Genomic DNA, 17,643 nt, shown 5'->3' with positions numbered 1-17,643 from the left:
GGCCGACGAGGAACTTCTTGGAGAAGGAAAGCCTCACAAGGGGCGATATTAGATGTAAGTGGCGCCGGCCGCTCCGACTGCGCGAGCGACCGTGAAGGTCAACAGGATGCCCTCAGTGCCGACGAGGTGGCTGATCACGTTCGGCGCCATCGCCGTTTTCGCCGCTGCCCACCTCTCCGCTCACCCCCTCGTCGCACTGGTCCTCCTCTCGGTCTTGGCGTGCGCCGCCGGCCTGCGGGGCGGAATGCTGCCCGCGCTCCTTGCCGGGCCGATCTGCTGGATGCTGCTGAACGGCTTCATCGTCCACCGCTACGGCGAACTGCACTGGGACGGCACCGCCGATACGCTGCGCTTCGCCGTACTCGCTGCGGCTGCCCTAGCCGGAGGAGGAGTGGCTGGTCTCGCACCTCGCGCACGGTGGGTGAGAGCCCGCGGCAGGGCCGTGCGACGCCGCCTTGAGCCGTTCGCCCCCCACCCGGGCGCCAAGGACACCTGGTTCTGGAACTGAGTGCCGCTACCGGCGGGACGAGCGTCGCAGGCCCCGCAAGCAACAGCCCGTAGGCCGCCAGACCGGTGGGAACCGTGTGCCGTTCGGCCCTGTCCCCCTATGTGTGTCCACACTTCCTCATCAGGCCCAACACAGCACTCTGGCCGGTCACATGGTCATCTGCGGCGACGACGCTCTCGCCCCACGGCTGGCCACCGAGCTGCGGGGCATCTACGGCCGGTCTGTGGTGCTCGTCGTGCCGCCTGCGCAGTACTCCGACCGGGCACAGGCTCCCATGACGGAACGCCGCGCCGGACGTGCCACGGCACTACGTGACCGGGTGACGGTCGCTATGACCTGGGCCACCGGCTCCCAGCCGAGGGTACCCGCCGTCCAACAGCGCGCCCTCATCGCAACGTTGGAGTCATCAGCAGTGGACGACGCAGTGCTGTCCGAGGCCGGGATCGAGCGCGCCGCAGCGCTCGCCCTCGTCTATGACGACGACGAGACCAACATCCGGGCCGCGTTGATCGCCCGTCGCCGCAACCCCCGCCTGCGGCTGGTGATCCGGCTCTACAACCGCAAACTCGGGCAGCACCTGGAGGAACTGCTCGACCAGACCGCCATCCTTGCCGCGCCCCATATGGATGCGGCAGAGCTGGAGGCTTCTACGACCGTGCTCTCCGACGCGGACACCGCCGCCCCCGCTCTCGCCGCCACTGCCATAGCCGGCAGCAGCAAGGTCGTCCAGGCCGATGAACTCCTGCTACGGGCAGCAGAACGCACCCCGCCCGGCCGTGGCGAGATCGCCGACCCTGGCCTGTGCACCCTCGCCCTCCTCTCGGCCACCGCCAACGACCCCGCCGGCACCGAAGGGTCGGACAGCAGCGGGGACGAGGCACCGCTGCTTCTTCCCGATGACCGAAGCGTGGCCGCCGCCACCGGACGCGGCACCGTGGTCCTGGAAGCCATCAGTTACCAAGGCCCGGCGACCCGCACCGGCCTGCTGGCAGGCCGGTCGGCCCCGCTGGGTTCGCTGTTCTCGCGCCGACTGCGGTGGTCGCTCGCCGGGGCCGCAGCAGCCGTCCTCGCGCTGGCCATCACTTCCTGGATCGTGACGGGCGACGACCCCCGCCACGCCGCCTACATGACCGTGCTGGACCTTTTCGCCATCAACGACCCCGCTATCGGCGAACGCACCGGCCGACAGGTCCTCCAGCTCCTCGCCGGAGTCCTCGGACTGCTGCTCCTGCCGGTCATGGTCGCGGCCGTTTTGGAAGCCCTGGGCACCTTCCGCACCGCCTCCCAGCTGCGGCACCCGCCCCGTGGACTGTCCGGGCATGTCATCCTCCTCGGACTGGGAAAGATCGGCACCCGCGTCCTGGCGCGGCTGCGCGAACTCGACATTCCCGTCGTCTGCGTCGAAGAGGACCCCGGGGCCCGCGGCATCGCGCTCGCCCGACGCCTGCGCGTACCCACCGTCATCGGCGATGTCACCGAAGAAAACATTCTGGAAGCCGCCAAGATCCACCGTGCGCATGCCCTGCTCGCTCTCACCAGCTCCGACACCACCAACCTCGAAGCCGCCCTCTATGCCCGTTCCCTGAAGGCCGACTTGCGGGTGGCGCTGCGCCTGTACGACGACGACTTCGCCACCGCCGTCTACCGCACCCTGCGCACCGCCCACCCCGACGCCCTCACCCGGAGCCGCAGCGTCTCCACCCTCGCCGCTCCCGCCTTCGCCGGCGCCATGATGGGACGCCAGATCCTCGGTGCCATCCCCGTCGAACGCCGCGTCCTGCTCATCGCCGCCCTCACCGTCGCCGGCCACCCGCAGCTCGATGGCCGCACCGTGGCCGAAGCCTTCCGCCCTGGCGCCTGGCGTGTCCTGGCCCTGGACGCCGCCACACCCGACGACCGACGCCCCGACCTCGCCTCCCCCCGCCCCCGCGACACCGAAGAGCACCGCTCTGGCCTCGTCTGGGACCTCCATCCCGGCTACGTCCTCAAACCCGACGACCGCGTCGTCTTGGCCACCACCCGCCACGGGCTGGCCGAACTCCTCGGGCACACGGCGCCGCACGGGAGTGGCCGCAGCGGGTCGTAGCTCCCCGGATGCAGCGCGCCGCCCGGCTGGCGCCGCACTCATTCGCCGTCGGCGCAAGGCGGCGCTGAAGAGGCGGCCACATCTCTTGGCCGCCATGCCGACGATGATGGCCACAGCGGCGGATGGGGGGACGGATGGCTCGTCGTGCTGGGATCGCACCGCCCCCAACCACAGCTCACCGAAAGCGTTGGCCACAGCAATCCTGTAGGTGTTAGAGAGCCGTCAAGGTTGCGCTAACGGCCGTAAGGGCCCCGTCAACGAGGGCGAAAACGAGCCATCCCCGCGGTTCGCTCTCCTTGTCCGTTCAACCGCACCTCTCCTCAGGAGTTCACGATGGCCGATGTGGCCTTCGTGGTCACCACGATCGCGGTCTTCGCGCTGGTGGCCCTCGTCGCCAAGGGGGTGACGAAGCTGTGACTGCCGAAAACCTCGTCGGCCTGATCGTGGCCGTCGCCCTGTTGGGCTATCTCGTCCTCGCCCTTGTATTCCCGGAGAGGTTCTGAGCCCCGGATATGAGCCCCGTTCTTGCTGATGTGCTCCAGGTCACCGCGCTCATCGGGGCGCTCGCCCTGGTGCACCGCCCGCTCGGCGACTACATGGCCGCCGTCTACTCCTCCAAGAAGCACCTGCGAGTAGAGAAGTGGATCTACCGCAGCGTCGGCGCCAACCCCGACGCGGAGATGCGCTGGCCCGCGTACCTGCGCGGCATTCTCATATTCTCCGCCGTCAGCGTCCTCTTCCTGTACGCGCTGCAGCGTGTGCAGGACAAGTTGCCGCTGTCGCTCGGCTTCAAGCCGATCAGCCCGGACCAGGCGTTCAACACGGCCGCGTCTTTCGTCTCCAACACCAACTGGCAGTCGTACTCGGGTGAGGTGGCCATGAGCCACGTCACCCAGACCGCCGGTCTGGCCGTGCAGAACTTCGTCTCCGCCGCCGTCGGCATGGCCGTCGCCATAGCGCTGGTACGCGGCTTCGCCCGCTCCCGCACCGGCGACCTGGGCAACTTCTGGGCCGACCTGGTGCGCGGCACCATCCGCATCCTGGTCCCGATCGCAGTGATCGCCGCGATCATCCTGGTGGCGTGCGGTGCGATCCAGAACTTTGGCGACATCCACCACATCACCACCCTCACCGGTGACAAGCAGGCCCTCAGCCCCGGCGCGGTGGCCTCCCAGGAAGCCATCAAGGACTTGGGCACCAACGGTGGCGGGTACTTCAACGCCAACTCCGCGCACCCCTTCGAGAACCCCAACGGCCTCTCGAACCTGCTGGAGATCTTCCTGCTGCTGGTGATCCCGTTCTCGATGCCCCGCGTCTTCGGCAAGATGGTCGCCTCGCTCAAGCAGGGCTACGCGATCGTCGCGGCCATGGGCATCATCTGGTTCACCGCCGTCCTCGCGGTGACCTGGCTGGAGTACGCCCACCCGGGCACCGCCTCGCACCTTGCCGGCGGCGCGATGGAGGGCAAGGAACAGCGGTTCGGCGAGGGCGCCTCGTCGCTGTTCTCCGTCTCCACGACGATGACGTCGACCGGGTCGGTCAACTCCTTCCACGACTCCTTCAGCGGTCTGTCGGGTGGCGTCCTGCTGCTGGGCATGATGCTCGGCGAACTCGCACCCGGCGGTGTGGGGTCGGGCCTCTACGGCATGCTGATCATGGCGATCATCGCGGTGTTCATCGCGGGCCTGATGGTGGGCCGCACGCCGGAGTACCTGGGCAAGAAGATCGGCACCCGCGAGATCAAACTCGCGGCCTGTTACATCCTGATCACTCCGGCGCTCGTGCTGATCGGCACGGCGGTGGCCATCGCCCTGCCGGACGGCAAGGAAGCCATGACCAACATCGGGGCACACGGCTTCTCCGAGGTGCTGTACGCCTACACGTCGGGATCGAACAACAACGGTTCCGCCTTCGCCGGCTTCGGCGCCAACACACCGTTCTTCAACACCACGATCGGCCTGTGCATGCTGCTCGGCCGATTCCTGCCGATGGTGTTCGTGCTTGCCCTGGCGGGCTCACTGGCCGAGCAGAAGCCGGTCCCGGAGACCGCCGGCACCCTGCGTACCGAGAAGCCGCTCTTCACGGGGCTGCTCGTCGGCACGATCATGATCATCACCGGTCTGACCTTCTTCCCGGCGCTGGCCCTTGGCCCGCTTGCTGAAGGGCTGTCGTCATGACCATCGAGACACAGAAGCACGAGAACGACATGTCCATGGTTACCCCCACGCGGGCCCCGCACAGCGATGTGCCGACCGGCCACAAGGAGGAGGGCCGGGTCGGCGCGGGGCTCTTCGAGCCCAAGCAGCTGCTGAAGTCGCTGCCGGACGCCTTCCGCAAACTCGACCCGCGGGTGATGGTGAAGTCCCCCGTGATGTTCGTGGTTCTGATCGGTTCGGTGGTCTCCACCGCGCTGGCGGTCAAGGATCCCGGCAACTGGTTCGGCTGGGCGATCGCCGCCTGGCTGTGGCTGACCACGGTCTTCGCCAACCTGGCGGAAGCGGTCGCCGAGGGGCGCGGAAAGGCGCAGGCCGACACCCTGCGCAAGGCCAAGACCGACACCGTGGCCCGCCGCCTCACCGGGGACACCGAGGAGGAGGTACCCGGTACGGAACTGCGCATCGGCGACCTGGTCGTCTGCGAGGCCGGCGACATCATCCCCGGTGACGGCGACGTCGTCGAAGGCGTCGCCTCGGTCGACGAGTCGGCGATCACCGGTGAGTCCGCTCCGGTCATCCGCGAGTCCGGCGGTGACCGCTCGGCTGTCACCGGCGGGACGAAGGTGCTCTCCGACCGCATCGTCATCAAGATCACCACCAAACCCGGTGAGACCTTCATCGACCGGATGATCAACCTCGTCGAGGGGGCCGCACGGCAGAAGACCCCCAACGAGATCGCACTGAACATCCTGCTCGCCTCGCTCACCATCGTCTTCCTGCTGGCCGTCGTCACCCTGAAGCCCTTCGCCATCTACGCGGGCGCCGACGGGCAGACCTCGATGATCGTGCTGACCGCATTGCTGGTCTGCCTGATCCCCACCACCATCGGTGCGCTGCTGTCGGCGATCGGCATCGCGGGCATGGACCGGCTGGTCCAGCGCAATGTCCTGGCGATGTCCGGACGGGCCGTCGAGGCCGCGGGCGATGTCTCGACGCTGCTGCTCGACAAGACCGGCACCATCACCCTCGGCAACCGCCAGGCCGCGGAGTTCGTCCCGGTCAAGGGCACGACCGAGGCCGAGGTGGCGAACGCCGCGCAGCTCTCCTCGCTCGCGGACGAGACCCCCGAGGGCCGCTCGATCGTCATCCTCGCCAAGGAAAAGTACGGGCTGCGCGAGCGCCACCAGGGCGAGCTGGTCGACGCCGAGTGGGTGCCGTTCACGGCGCAGACTCGGATGAGCGGTGTCGACCTCGTCGAAGACGGGGTCGACCGCAAGGTCCGCAAGGGCGCGACCGCCTCGGTGATCGCGTGGGTCACCGAGCAGGGCGGTCGGGTGGCCGACGACACCGACCAGCTCGCCAACCAGATCTCCGAGGCCGGCGGAACGCCGCTGCTGGTGGCCGTCGAGGACGACAAGGGCGCCCGCGTCCTGGGTGTCATCCACCTCAAGGACGTCGTCAAGGAGGGCATGCGCGAACGCTTCGTCGAGCTGCGCCGGATGGGCATCAAGACCGTCATGATCACGGGCGACAACCCGCTGACGGCCAAGGCCATCGCCGACGAGGCGGGCGTGGACGACTTCCTCGCCGAGGCCACGCCCGAGGACAAGATGGCGCTCATCAAGCGCGAACAGGCCGGCGGCAAGCTCGTCGCCATGACCGGCGACGGCACCAACGACGCCCCGGCACTGGCCCAGGCGGACGTCGGCGTGGCGATGAACACCGGTACGTCGGCCGCCAAGGAGGCCGGCAACATGGTCGACCTCGACTCCAACCCGACCAAGCTCATCGAGATCGTCGAGATCGGCAAGCAGCTGCTGATCACCCGGGGCGCGCTGACCACCTTCTCGATCGCCAACGACGTCGCCAAGTACTTCGCGATCATCCCGGCGATGTTCTCGATCGCCTATCCCGGCCTGGACAAGCTCAACATCATGGGCCTGGCCTCGCCCGAGTCCGCGATCCTGTCCGCCGTAATCTTCAACGCGCTGATCATCATCGCGCTGGTGCCACTGGCCCTGAAGGGGGTGCAGTACCGGCCGATGAGCGCCGACAAGATGCTCCGCCGCAACCTCGGCATCTACGGCCTGGGCGGACTGATCGCACCGTTCATCGGCATCAAGATCATCGACCTGCTCATCTCCCTCATCCCCGGAATCGGTTGATCGCCATGAACAACTCCGTAGCAAGCACCCTCCGGCTGGCCTGGGCATCGCTGCGCATCCTGCTGGTCCTGACTGTCGTCTGCGGCGTCATCTACCCGCTGGCCGTCACCGGCATCGCGCAGGGGCTCTTCCACGACAAGGCCAACGGCTCCGAGGTGAAGGCCGACGGCAAGGTCGTCGGCTCCGAGCTCATCGGCCAGAGCTGGAACATCAAGGGGACGGCCAAGCCCGACCCCAAGTGGTTCCAGGGCCGCCCGTCCAACAGCAACTACGATCCGATGGCCACCGGCTCCAGCCAGCTGGGCGCCAGCGACCCCACGCTGGTCAAGAACGTCAAGGCGGCGAAGGAGCAGGTCGCCGAGTTCAACGGCGTGCCGCAGTCCGAGGTCCCCAAGGACGCGGTCACCGGCTCGGCCTCCGCCATCGACCCCGGCATCTCCCCCGACTACGCCGAGATCCAGATCAAGCGGGTGGCCCGGCACAACGGGCTGAGCGTGGCACAGGTCGAGAAGCTGGTGAAGGACAACACCGACGGCCGAACGGCCGGCTTTCTGGGCGAGCCCTCGGTGAACGTGCTGAAGCTCAACATCGCGGTCAAGGAACTCGTCAAGAAGTGAGTGACCGTGTCGTGGGGGGGGGGGGGCGGGGCGGCCCCCCCCCACGCCTGCGCCCACCGCAATCCCGCCTCCCCCACGGCATACGCCCCACCCCCCGCCCCCGCCGCGCCCGCCCCCCCCACCCCCCCCCCCCCACGACCCACGGTCATCGCGCACAACGGAAAGGTGACACCGATGACCCGGGTGCTGGTGGTCGAGGACGAACCACCGCTCGTACGGGCTCTTGAGATCAATCTCAAGGCGCGCGGCTACGACGTGGACACCGCACCCGACGGCGCACACGCCCTGCGGCTTGCCGCCACGCACCCACCGGACGTCGTCCTGCTCGACCTGGGTCTGCCGGACATGGAGGGCATCGACGTGATCAAAGCGCTGCGAGGGTGGAGCCGGGCCTCGATCCTGGTGGTCTCCGCCCGCCGAACCTCCGATGAGAAGGTCGCCGCTCTCGACGCGGGGGCCGACGACTACATCACCAAGCCGTTCAGCATGGACGAACTGCTGGCCCGGCTGCGCGCCGCGGCCCGCAGGACCGAGACGGCCAGTCCGTCCGCTGATTCCGCGGTCATCGAGACCAAGGACTTCACGCTCGATCTGCTCGCCAAGAAGGCCCGGCGCCAGGGGCGTGATGTCAGGCTCACCCCCACCGAGTGGCATCTGGTGGAGGTACTCGTACACAACAGCGGACGAGTCGTCGGGCGACAGCAGCTGCTCCAAGAAGTGTGGGGCCCCTCCTACGACACGCAGACCAACTACCTCCGTGTCTACATGGCTCAGCTGAGACGCAAACTGGAAGCCGACCCGGCGCATCCCCGGCATTTCTTCACCGCCCCGGGAATGGGCTATCGCTTCGAAGCGTGATTGTTTGACGCTCAGCTCCCTGGCCAGCAGACACCAAGATCGGAACCACGTGGCGCGCGGCAAACTTCGGATATATCTCGGCGCTGCACCGGGCGTCGGCAAGACATACGCCATGCTGTCCGAGGCGCACCGGCGCATGGAGCGTGGCACGGACTGTGTGGTCGCCTTCGTGGAGCACCACGGCCGGCCCCGGACCGAAGTGATGCTGCACGGCCTGGAGCAGATTCAGCGCCGGGAGCTGCGGTACCGCGGCTCGGTCTTCACCGAGATGGACGTGGACGCGGTCCTGGAGCGCAAGCCGGCCGTGGCGATCGTGGACGAGCTGGCGCACACCAACATCCCCGGCTCCCGCAACGCCAAGCGCTGGCAGGACATCGAGGAACTGCTGGAAGCCGGGATCCATGTGATCTCCACGGTGAATATCCAGCACCTTGAGTCGCTCGGGGATGTCGTCGAGTCGATAACCGGTGTGCGGCAGAAGGAGACCGTTCCCGACGAGGTGGTGCGCCGTGCCGACCAGATCGAGCTGGTCGACATGTCTCCGCACGCGCTGCGGCGCCGGATGGCGCACGGCAACATCTACCAGCCCGACAAGGTCGATGCGGCGCTGTCGAACTACTTCCGGCCGGGCAATCTGACCGCACTGCGTGAGCTGGCGTTGCTGTGGGTGGCCGACCGGGTCGACGAATACCTCCAGGAGTACCGGAGCGAACACCAGGTCTCGAAGATCTGGGGATCGCGGGAGCGGATCGTCGTCGGCCTGACGGGCGGCAGCGAGGGCCGTACGCTCATCCGGCGCGCCGCCCGCCTCGCCGAGAAGGGCGCCGGCGGCGAGGTGCTCGCCGTCTACATCGCCCGCAGCGACGGGCTGGCCGCCGGCTCCCCCAAGGAACTCGCCGTCCAGCGCACGCTGGTTGAGGACTTGGGTGGCACCTTCCACCACGTGTTGGGCGAGGACGTCCCCTCTGCCCTCCTCGAATTCGCCCGGGGAGTGAACGCAACCCAGATCGTGCTGGGCTCCTCCCGCCGCAAGGCGTGGCAGTACATCTTCGGCCCCGGCGTCGGCGCGACCGTCGCCCGCGACTCCGGGCCGGACCTCGATGTCCACATCGTCACGCACGAGGAGGTCGCCAAGGGCCGTGGGCTGCCCGTCGCCCGGGGCACGCGGCTGGGACGATCCCGGACCATTTGGGGCTGGCTGGCCGGCGTTGTGGGACCGGCGCTGCTGACACTGCTGCTGACGAATGTCCATGCGAACCTCGGTCTCGCCAACGACATGCTGCTGTTCCTGACGCTGACCGTGGCGGCGGCACTGCTCGGTGGATTCCTTCCCGCGCTGGCGTCAGCCGCGTTCGGCTCCCTGCTGCTGAACTGGTATTTCACGCCACCGGTGCACCGCATCACCATCGCGGACCCCAAGAACATCCTGGCCCTCGCCATCTTCGTCCTGGTGGCGGTCGCGGTCGCCTCCGTCGTCGACCTCGCGGCCCGGCGCACCCACCAAGCGGCCCGCCTACGCGCCGAGTCGGAAATCCTCTCTTTCCTGGCCGGAAGCGTGCTGCGCGGCGAGACCAGCCTGGATGCCCTCCTGGAAAGGATGCGCGAAACCTTCGCCATGGAGTCCGTGGCGCTTCTGGAGCGCGAGACTGATACAGCTCCCTGGACGTGCACCGACAGGGTGGGCGACGCCAGTCCCCCCGGACGCCCGGAGGACGCGGACGTCGACATGCCCGTCGGCGATCACATGGCACTGGCGCTGTCGGGCCGAGTCCTGCCCGCCGAGGACCGCCGCGTGCTGGCGGCCTTCGCGGCACAGGCAGCCGTCGTCCTGCACCATCAGCGCCTCCAGTTCCAGGCCGACCACGCCCGCAAACTGGCCGAAGGAGACCGCATTCGCACCGCCCTGCTCGCCGCCGTCAGCCACGACCTGCGCACTCCCCTGGCCGGCATCAAGGCGTCCGTCTCCTCCCTGCGCTCGGACGACATCGAATGGTCCGACGAGGACCAGGCCGAACTCCTCGCCGGCATCGAGGAAGGCGCCGACCGCCTCGACCACCTCGTCGGCAACCTCCTCGATATGTCCCGCGTCCAGACCGGCACCGTCACACCCCTGATCCGCGAGATCGACCTCGACGAAGTGGTCCCGATGGCGCTCGGCGGCGTCCCCGAAGACAGCGTCATCCTCGACATCCCCGAAGAACTGCCGATGGTCGCCGTCGACCCGGGCCTGCTGGAACGCTCGGTCGCCAACATCGTCGAGAACGCGGTGAAGTACAGCCCCGACGGCGAACCCGTACTGGTACATGCCAGCACACTGGGTGACCGCGTCGAGATACGTGTCGTCGACCGCGGCCCGGGCGTCCCTGACGACGCGAAGGACCGCATCTTCGCGCCCTTCCAACGCTACGGTGACGCGCCTCGTGGCACAGGCGTCGGCCTCGGCCTGGCAGTCGCCCGCGGCTTCGCCGAGGCCATCGGAGGCACCCTCGACGCCGAGGACACTCCCGGCGGCGGCATGACCATGGTCCTCACGGTCCCCACCGCATCCGGTCCCGCGCCGGCCCAGCCTGGTCTTCCCGCCGCGGCCACCTCGTGACCAGCCCGTCAGCTGCCGTGATCGCGGGCGTAGGCGGCCAGCACCTGCTGTCGCGGACCCCCCGTGTGCAGGAACCGCTGGTCGAGCACGGTGGCGAGATCGTCGAGGGCGGTGGCGAGCACGGCCGCGGCGCTCCGAGAACCCGGGTGGCCGGTTCGCAGCTCGGCGAGGTCGGCGGCGTAGCCGAGGGTGAGGGCCAGCGAAATGTCGCCGGGCCCGTCGTGGAAGTAGTAGGACTCGGGGTATTGGAGGAAGTCCACGCAGGTGCGTGCGATGTCGGCAGCGAGTTGACCGAGAACGGCCGCCCCCGCGTCAGCAACCGGTTGGCCGGCCGCCGGCTCGGCGCGACTCAGCTGCGAGATGCGCAGTGCCAGCGCCCGTCGCCGGGCCAGGGCCGGATAGATGCCAAGGATCCAGGAGACCGTGGCGGTCAACAGCGCGAAGCCGACCAGCGCCTCCAGCGGTGCGACGATGCGCAGCCAGTCGGCGGAGGGGGCGATGTCGCCAAGGCCGAGCGTGGCGACGGTCACCAGTGAGAGGTACAGGGCGTCCACCGGCCCGGAGTGCTCGGACGGCTCCAGCGCCCCGGAGAAGGAGAACGCTTCCGGCATGTGCGGCCAGTACACCAGGGCCCAGCCCACGGCCATGGCACAGGCCCACGTCGCCACCACGGTCACCATGCCGACAGGCCCGGCCAGCCCAGCGGTCCTACTGCTCTTGCGGCCCCGGGTGGACAGCCGCCACAAGAGCGTTATGACGACCCTGCTCAGCCCCCCGTGCCGGGTGGGGTGCCACAGGGTGTGAAAGACGTCCCGCAGGATGATCAGCACCATCGCCACGCCAATCAGCGTGATCAGCCATTTCAAGGAAACCTCCCGGCTCACCGCCTCACGCCCAGAATGGGGTATTCGCTCAACGAATACGATCACGCGCCACGCCCGGTCCAGCGCGCGCCGGCCGATCGGGCCGTCTCCGTCCTACCCGGCCGCCGAGCGGCGGATGCGGCCCCAGGGTGCGGCGGAGCGAGGACGGGACCATGCACGGGCATGAACGCTTACGTCCTGGCCTGTGCAGCCTCAGTCAGCGTGGCCAGGATCGCCGCGGCGGCCGGGATGGTGGCGAACCAGACGAACGCCTGGCCAAGTCCGTGTGCGCCGAGGAGCTGAGAGACACCTGTTCCCGAACTCACCGACATATCCAGGTCGCCGAACTGTGGCTCCAGCCTCGTTCTGGGGCTTCGAACCGACCCCGGGTGGGCCGCTGTCGGGGCAGATCGGTAGGCGGCGGTGACAGGCTGAGTGCCCAACGGGGCTCCCTCGCAGACAGTCGGATCTCGGTCGAACTTCCGTCCTGCCGGGAGCCCCGTCGGCGACAGAGTAGCCCCGAGGCCAGCGTCCGTTGGCCTGTGCTCACCCGGACATGCGTCGCTGGGAACGGCGGGGTGTGAAGCTCCGGCGAAAGGCCCTAGCTAGCATGCCTTCCACGAGGAGATCCTGTCGTTGGCTGTCGATCCGATGTTGGGGCGCGAATCGCCTGGACCCACCCTCGCCAGGAGGGATCCCTTGCCGTCCGAGTTCTGGTAGAAGCAGACGTGGGAACCGGTGCGGTTCCTGAGGGAGGTCGTCCGATCGTTCATGTATTCCCCGACATTGGGACGTTCAGTTCCGGGAACGAAGACGAAACGTCCTTCGTAATTGCTGTTGTCCCAGACGCATACATATCCTTTGGGGCAGTCGTTGGGATCGGCGCTGGCCGGCGTCGCTCCCAGGCCAACCGTCGTTACTGTCACACACGCTGCCGCGATGACACCTGCCACAAGAGTTTTCTTCATTTTCCGTCTTCCTCTCGTCGATCTGTGTGCCGCAGTTTGCGGTCATCAGGAATTCGAGCGGGTCGGGCGGGTAGTTGTTCCCCTCATCGTTCATGGGTGCGCGTCAGTTCCCGTCGCCGGTAGAGACGCCGCACCGTGATGCAGCACATCTCTGTCAGAACGTCCCGTCCGAGCCTGTCCGGGGCAGCTGTCCCGGACGCGTATTCATACTCGGCGCTGCCGCACTGCCGTCGCATCGGCGAACATCGCCTACACCTCTCGGGCGGGAGGCCGGTGGCGTAGGCGAACATCGCCTATACCTCTCGGGCGCACGGCGGCCCCGGGGGTCAGGGAAGCTGCATGTCCCTGAGCTGGCGGCGGGAGGTGAGGCCCAGCTTGCGGAAGATGTTGCGCAGGTGCGCGTCGATGGTGCGCGGGCTCAAGAACAGCTGTGCGCCGACCTCCTTGGAGGTGGCCCCGGTGGCCACCCGCCGCGCGATGTGCAGCTCTTGGGCGGTAAGCGCATCGGTCGGCCGGGCAGTTGGCTTGTGTGGCCGCTCGCCGGTGGCGCGCAGCTCACGGGCGGCGCGGGCGGCGAATGCCTCTGCGCCCATGCCGGACAGCAGTTCGTGGGCGGTGCGGAGTTGCTCGCGGGCGGCCTGACGCCGGCCTTCGCGGCGCAGCCATTCGCCGTAGACCAGGTGGGCGCGGGCGAGATGGGTCACCATCCGGCAGCATCCAAACCGCTCGATCGCCTCGCGATACAGCGCCTCGGCGGTCGGCCCGGTGCTGGTCAGCGCTCGCGAGCGTGCCTCAAGGCCGAGCGCCCACTGGGTGCCGCTGGCGCGGGTTCGCGAGCTGAGCAGCTCCAGCGCGGCGGCCGCTGGGGCTGGTTCACCGGCGCGGACGGCCGCCTCGATGAGCTCGGGCAGGGCCAGGTTGCTGTGCTCCAGCTCGTCGGAGTCGCTCGGGCCTGCCGCGGCGTCGAACGCGGCGCGGTAGTCGCCCAGGCCGTTGTGCAGCACGGCCAGCGTGTACTGGGCCACGGTGACCACCGCGCTCTCGCCGCGCCGGGTCGCGTCCTGGACCATGGCCGCGTACAGCTCGGAGGTCTCGGCCCGCCGGCCGCGCCAGGCGGCGAGCATGATCCTGGTGACGGTGAGGGTCGCCGGCTGGATCGCGGTGGCCTCGGCGACGAGCTCGGCGGCGTGGGCGAGCTCGCCGGTGTGTATGAGCACGACGGCGAAATAGTCCAGCGCGGCGGGCAGTTCGGACAGTGCGCCGGCTTCGCGGGTGAGCCGGACGCGGCGGCCGGCCAGCTCATGCACCGTCTCGTCGTCGAACAGCGCCACCGCGACGCGGCTGCCCAGCCACAGCCAGCGGCGGTTGTCGTCCGCTGCTGCGGTGCGGGGATCGCGATCGTGGTTGCCGAGCGCCCCCAGTGCCCGCCGCAGGCTGGGCACGCTCGCCTCGTATCCCTGCGTGGCCCTGGTCACCAGCCCGTCGATCAGTAGGTCCACCACCCCTGGCGGGTGTGGCGGTGGGGGCGCGGCGTGGGCGGCTTCGGCCACCTCCAGCACCCTGCGACCGCGGCCGAAGGAACCAGCGACTACGGCCGCTTCGAGTGCTTGCAGGTAGGTCTGGCGGGCCATCTCGACATCCAGCGGGACGAGTGTCTTGGCGGCGTCCAGCAGCATCCCGGGCACGCCGCTGCCCCGGGTGGTATCGAACGCGATCTGGGCGCGCAGCAGCTCCCCCCGGGCGCGTCCCAGCGGATCCAGCGGTACGGCCGCCGCAACCGTCAGCAGCTCCAAGGCGGCTTCGGACGCGCCGGCCTGGTGCGTGGCGTGTGCGGCGGCCAGCGCCCGGCGTGCACGGTCGGCGGGTTCGGGGGTCAGCACCACCGCCTGTTCCAAGAACGCGGCCGCGGCGGCCGGCCCACCGCGGGTCCATGCCCGGCCGGCCAAGCGCTCCAGCTCCACCGCGATCGTCTCGTCGGCCCCGAGCGTGGCCTGCGCACGGTGCCAGGCGCGGTGGTCGGGGTCGGCCTGCGGGTCGGTCGCCGCAGCCAGCGCGCGGTGCACGCGTCGCCGGTCAGACGGTGCGGCGGCACGGTAGACCGCCGAGCGCACCAGCGGATGCAGGAACCGCACCCGGGCGCCGATCTCCAGCAACTCCGCCGCCTTCGCCGGTGCAGCTGCCTCGGCGTCGATGCCCAGGTACTCGGCCGCACCCCGCAGCCGCGCCGTATCGCCGAGCGGCTCAGCCGCCGCGACCAGCAGCAACAACTGCGTCTCGGCCGGCAGGCTGCGTGACCGGCGCTGGAAGCTCTCCTCGATCCTGCGCGGCACGCTCAGTGCATCCGGCGGCCCAAATCCACCCGCCAGCTTCACCGGCTCTGCGCTTCGGGGCAGCTCCAGCAGCGCCAGCGGGTTCCCCCGCGCTTCGGCGATGATCCGGTCACGTATCCGCTCATCCAGCGGTGCCCTGACCCCTGTGGCGAGCACCGCCTGCGCATCCGCTTCACCGAGCCCGTCCAGGCCCAGCTCCAGCAGCCCAGCGAAGGGGTGCGCGTCGCTCGGGTCGGGGCTGTGGTCGCGCAGCGCGACCACCAGCGCCACTCGCTCGGCGTCGACCCGCCGCGCTACGAACGCAAGGGTCTCTGCGGATGCCGCATCCAGCCACTGCGCATCGTCCACCAAGCACAGCAGCGGCCGTTCCTCGGAGACCTCGGCCAGCAGACTCAAGCTGGCCAGCCCGACCAAGAACCGGTCCGGCGAATCCCCGGCACTCAGCCCGAACGCCACACCCAGGGCGGCCTGCTGCGGTCGGGCAGCGCACCCAGCCGGTCCAACAACGGTGCACATAACTGGTGCAAACCCGCGAACGCGAACTCCATCTCGGACTCCACACCAGCGGCACGCTCCACCCGGAATCCCGACGCGGCGCCACGGGCATACTCCAGTAACGCGGTCTTACCGATACCGGCCTCACCGCGCACCACCAGCACACCGCTGCGCCTCGACCGCGCGTCTGTGAGTAGCCGTTCGATCGCCTGACGCTCAGCGCGCCGTCCTAGAAGCATCGTTTGGCTCTCCTGTGGGCACCGGCTGACGCTCGGCCGGGCTGATACCCCGTCTGCGTCCCTCTCACGTCTGACCAACCGAAGCCTGGCGTTCTCCGTTCCTGAGGCAATCCGTCGCCCAGCGAAGGCATCTGCCGGACCGGGTCCGTCGGCGCTGGACGGTGGTGATGAGACCCTGCCCGGCTTCGGGGTCTTCATCAACCAGGAGATGACCGCTGCCAGCGGCCACGTGAAGGGCGATACCGAGTGTTCTGCGCACGGCCGGCCCCAGCCCGTCGCAGTCTGCCGTCACTCGGCCTCCCGTGGGACGACCACCAGAGGGCCGGGTGCCATGTGCGAGAGGGTACGGCTGGTCGAGCCGAGTATCAGGCCCCGGAAGCCGCCCACGCCGCGTGACCCCACCACCAGGCAGCGTGCTTCCGCGGCCGCCTCGGCCAGCTTGACCGGCGGGTTCCCTACGACTGCCTCCTGTCGCACCACGACCTGCGGATACTTCTCCGGCCAACCGGCAAGAGCCTCCGAGACATCGAGGAGGGACTCCTGAAGGTCCTGGGGCCAGTCACCGTGGCGTGGGCGCCGTACCTGTACCGCCAGCAGTTCCGCGCCCCAGGCAGCAGCCTCCTCAAAGGCGAACGCGACTGCCGGCACCGAAGCCGTGGAACCGTCCACCCCCACCATGACGGGACCGAACCGGGCATCCTCGCGTGTCGGCTCCAGCGCGAGTACCACCGGGCACGGAGGGTGCCCTACGAGGGCCGGGCCGACCCGGCCGAAAGTGACGGCCTCGCCCGGCCCCGACACCCGGTGGGCACCGACCACCAGCAGAGAAGCTTCTTCGGCAACCTCACGCAGCACGGCCGTCGGACGCCCGTCAAGCAGTCGAGTGGTGATCTGCAGCCCCGGCACCCGGATCGCTGCCGCCTCTCGGAGGTCGTCCAGCAGCGACTGCCCGGCAGCGCGGAAATGCGAAGCCCATACCTGGTCGGGCAAGTCGTGCCGGTCTTTCGGAGCCGCACCGGCGGGCCACTCTTGGGCATGCACCAAGCACAGCGATCGCCCTCGCCTTGTCGCGGCATCCGCAGCCCAGTCAACCGCTCTACGACTCTTCGCCGAGCGGGAAACCCCCACTACCACCGGGTCGTGCACGTCGTAGCTGCTCATGCTCCCTCTCCTTCCGGAGGCGGTTACTGGGACGTCGGGCCGGCTCCTGCTGCCTCTGCCACTGCGGGGCGGTGCCGTCGTGTACGTAGGTGAGCCGGTCAATCACCGGAGGTATCGGCCACGGGCAGCCACTTGCCCCTCTCCTCTTCCATCGTCCTGGCCGCCCGGACGACGCTCCACTCGGGGCGGGCCATCACAGCAGGGCTCGATATGAGCTCGATATGAGGGAGTCGGCGGTACTCGACCCGGCCTTCGTGGTCTTCCTGTGCAGCAGATCGGCCTCGGACACCACCCCTACGGGACGCTCGTCCTCATCGACGACGGGTACGGCGGTGATGTCGTACTCATCGAGCGGGTGCGCGATTCCCGAACCGGAGCCCCGGGCCGGACGGCGACGGCGTTGGGCGTCATCAGAGCTGCGACACTGCGATGCCTCACCTCTGGCCTGTCCCTTCGGAGTGCCGTGGCCGGCCCTGTTCGGTTGCCCGTGCGGGAGCTTTGTGCTCACGAGCCTGCCTCGCCCCGATGCTCCACAGGTAGGGCCAGGTGGCACCGAAGTGGGCCCAGTGAGGCGTTCGCCGGACGCCGAGCAGCACCGCCG

Annotated in this window: 11 protein-coding genes and 2 pseudogenes; 8 read left to right on the top strand and 5 right to left on the bottom strand. The window is 69.0% G+C overall.

The window, feature by feature from the left end:
* The first annotated feature begins 115 nt into the window (after positions 1–115).
* From ACFWJW_RS03380 to ACFWJW_RS03345, 8 genes are all read left to right on the top strand, one after another.
* Positions 116–508 (top strand): DUF4118 domain-containing protein, encoded by a 393-nt coding sequence (locus ACFWJW_RS03380; RefSeq protein ID WP_387234191.1) that lies wholly within the window; start codon positions 116–118, stop codon positions 506–508.
* Positions 509–659: 151 nt separating this feature from the next.
* A complete protein-coding gene (locus ACFWJW_RS03375) occupies positions 660–2,594 on the top strand; it encodes an NAD-binding protein (protein ID WP_387234388.1) in 1,935 nt (644 codons plus the stop codon).
* Between the two features lie 413 nt (positions 2,595–3,007).
* On the top strand, positions 3,008–3,097 hold the full coding sequence (gene kdpF, locus ACFWJW_RS03370; protein WP_073447570.1) for a K(+)-transporting ATPase subunit F: 90 nt from the start codon (positions 3,008–3,010) through the stop codon (positions 3,095–3,097).
* 9 nt (positions 3,098–3,106) lie between these two features.
* Positions 3,107–4,771, top strand: a complete 1,665-nt coding sequence (gene kdpA / locus ACFWJW_RS03365; protein WP_387234188.1) for a potassium-transporting ATPase subunit KdpA — start codon at positions 3,107–3,109, stop codon at positions 4,769–4,771.
* A complete protein-coding gene (kdpB, locus tag ACFWJW_RS03360) occupies positions 4,768–6,915 on the top strand; it encodes a potassium-transporting ATPase subunit KdpB (protein WP_387234185.1) in 2,148 nt (715 codons plus the stop codon). The genes kdpA and kdpB overlap by 4 nt, the downstream gene beginning before the upstream one ends.
* Positions 6,916–6,920: 5 nt before the next feature.
* The gene (kdpC, locus tag ACFWJW_RS03355; protein WP_387234183.1) at positions 6,921–7,532 is read left to right on the top strand and encodes a potassium-transporting ATPase subunit KdpC; all 612 of its coding nucleotides are present in this window, start codon (positions 6,921–6,923) and stop codon (positions 7,530–7,532) included.
* A 174-nt stretch (positions 7,533–7,706) separates the two neighbouring features.
* Positions 7,707–8,390, top strand: coding sequence for a response regulator (locus tag ACFWJW_RS03350; protein WP_387234180.1), 684 nt, complete (start codon positions 7,707–7,709; stop codon positions 8,388–8,390).
* A 49-nt stretch (positions 8,391–8,439) separates the two neighbouring features.
* Positions 8,440–10,986: an ATP-binding protein gene (locus ACFWJW_RS03345; protein ID WP_387234177.1), complete on the top strand. Its 2,547-nt coding sequence runs from the start codon at positions 8,440–8,442 to the stop codon at positions 10,984–10,986.
* An 8-nt stretch (positions 10,987–10,994) separates the two neighbouring features.
* Here ACFWJW_RS03345 and ACFWJW_RS03340 read toward each other — a convergent pair whose 3' ends face one another.
* The 5 genes and pseudogenes from ACFWJW_RS03340 to ACFWJW_RS03320 form a co-directional block, all read right to left on the bottom strand.
* A complete protein-coding gene (locus tag ACFWJW_RS03340) occupies positions 10,995–11,852 on the bottom strand; it encodes a potassium channel family protein (protein WP_387234174.1) in 858 nt (285 codons plus the stop codon).
* Between the two features lie 602 nt (positions 11,853–12,454).
* Entirely contained in the window at positions 12,455–12,817 is a 363-nt protein-coding gene (locus ACFWJW_RS03335; protein WP_387234171.1) for a peptidase inhibitor family I36 protein, read from the bottom strand.
* Between the two features lie 326 nt (positions 12,818–13,143).
* Positions 13,144–15,881, bottom strand: a pseudogene (locus ACFWJW_RS03330) (ATP-binding protein).
* 288 nt (positions 15,882–16,169) lie between these two features.
* The gene (locus tag ACFWJW_RS03325) at positions 16,170–17,042 is read right to left on the bottom strand and encodes a universal stress protein (protein WP_387234168.1); all 873 of its coding nucleotides are present in this window, start codon (positions 17,040–17,042) and stop codon (positions 16,170–16,172) included.
* A 104-nt stretch (positions 17,043–17,146) separates the two neighbouring features.
* Positions 17,147–17,480 (bottom strand): annotated as a pseudogene (locus ACFWJW_RS03320) (CBS domain-containing protein); the annotation flags it as partial.
* Positions 17,481–17,643: the final 163 nt, after the last annotated feature.

The sequence above is a fragment of the Streptomyces sp. NPDC127097 genome (assembly GCF_042724075.1).
Classification (GTDB): Bacteria; Actinomycetota; Actinomycetes; order Streptomycetales; family Streptomycetaceae; genus Streptomyces.
Note: the sequence above shows the minus strand (reverse complement) of the source record. Positions and strands in the feature narration are given on the sequence as shown.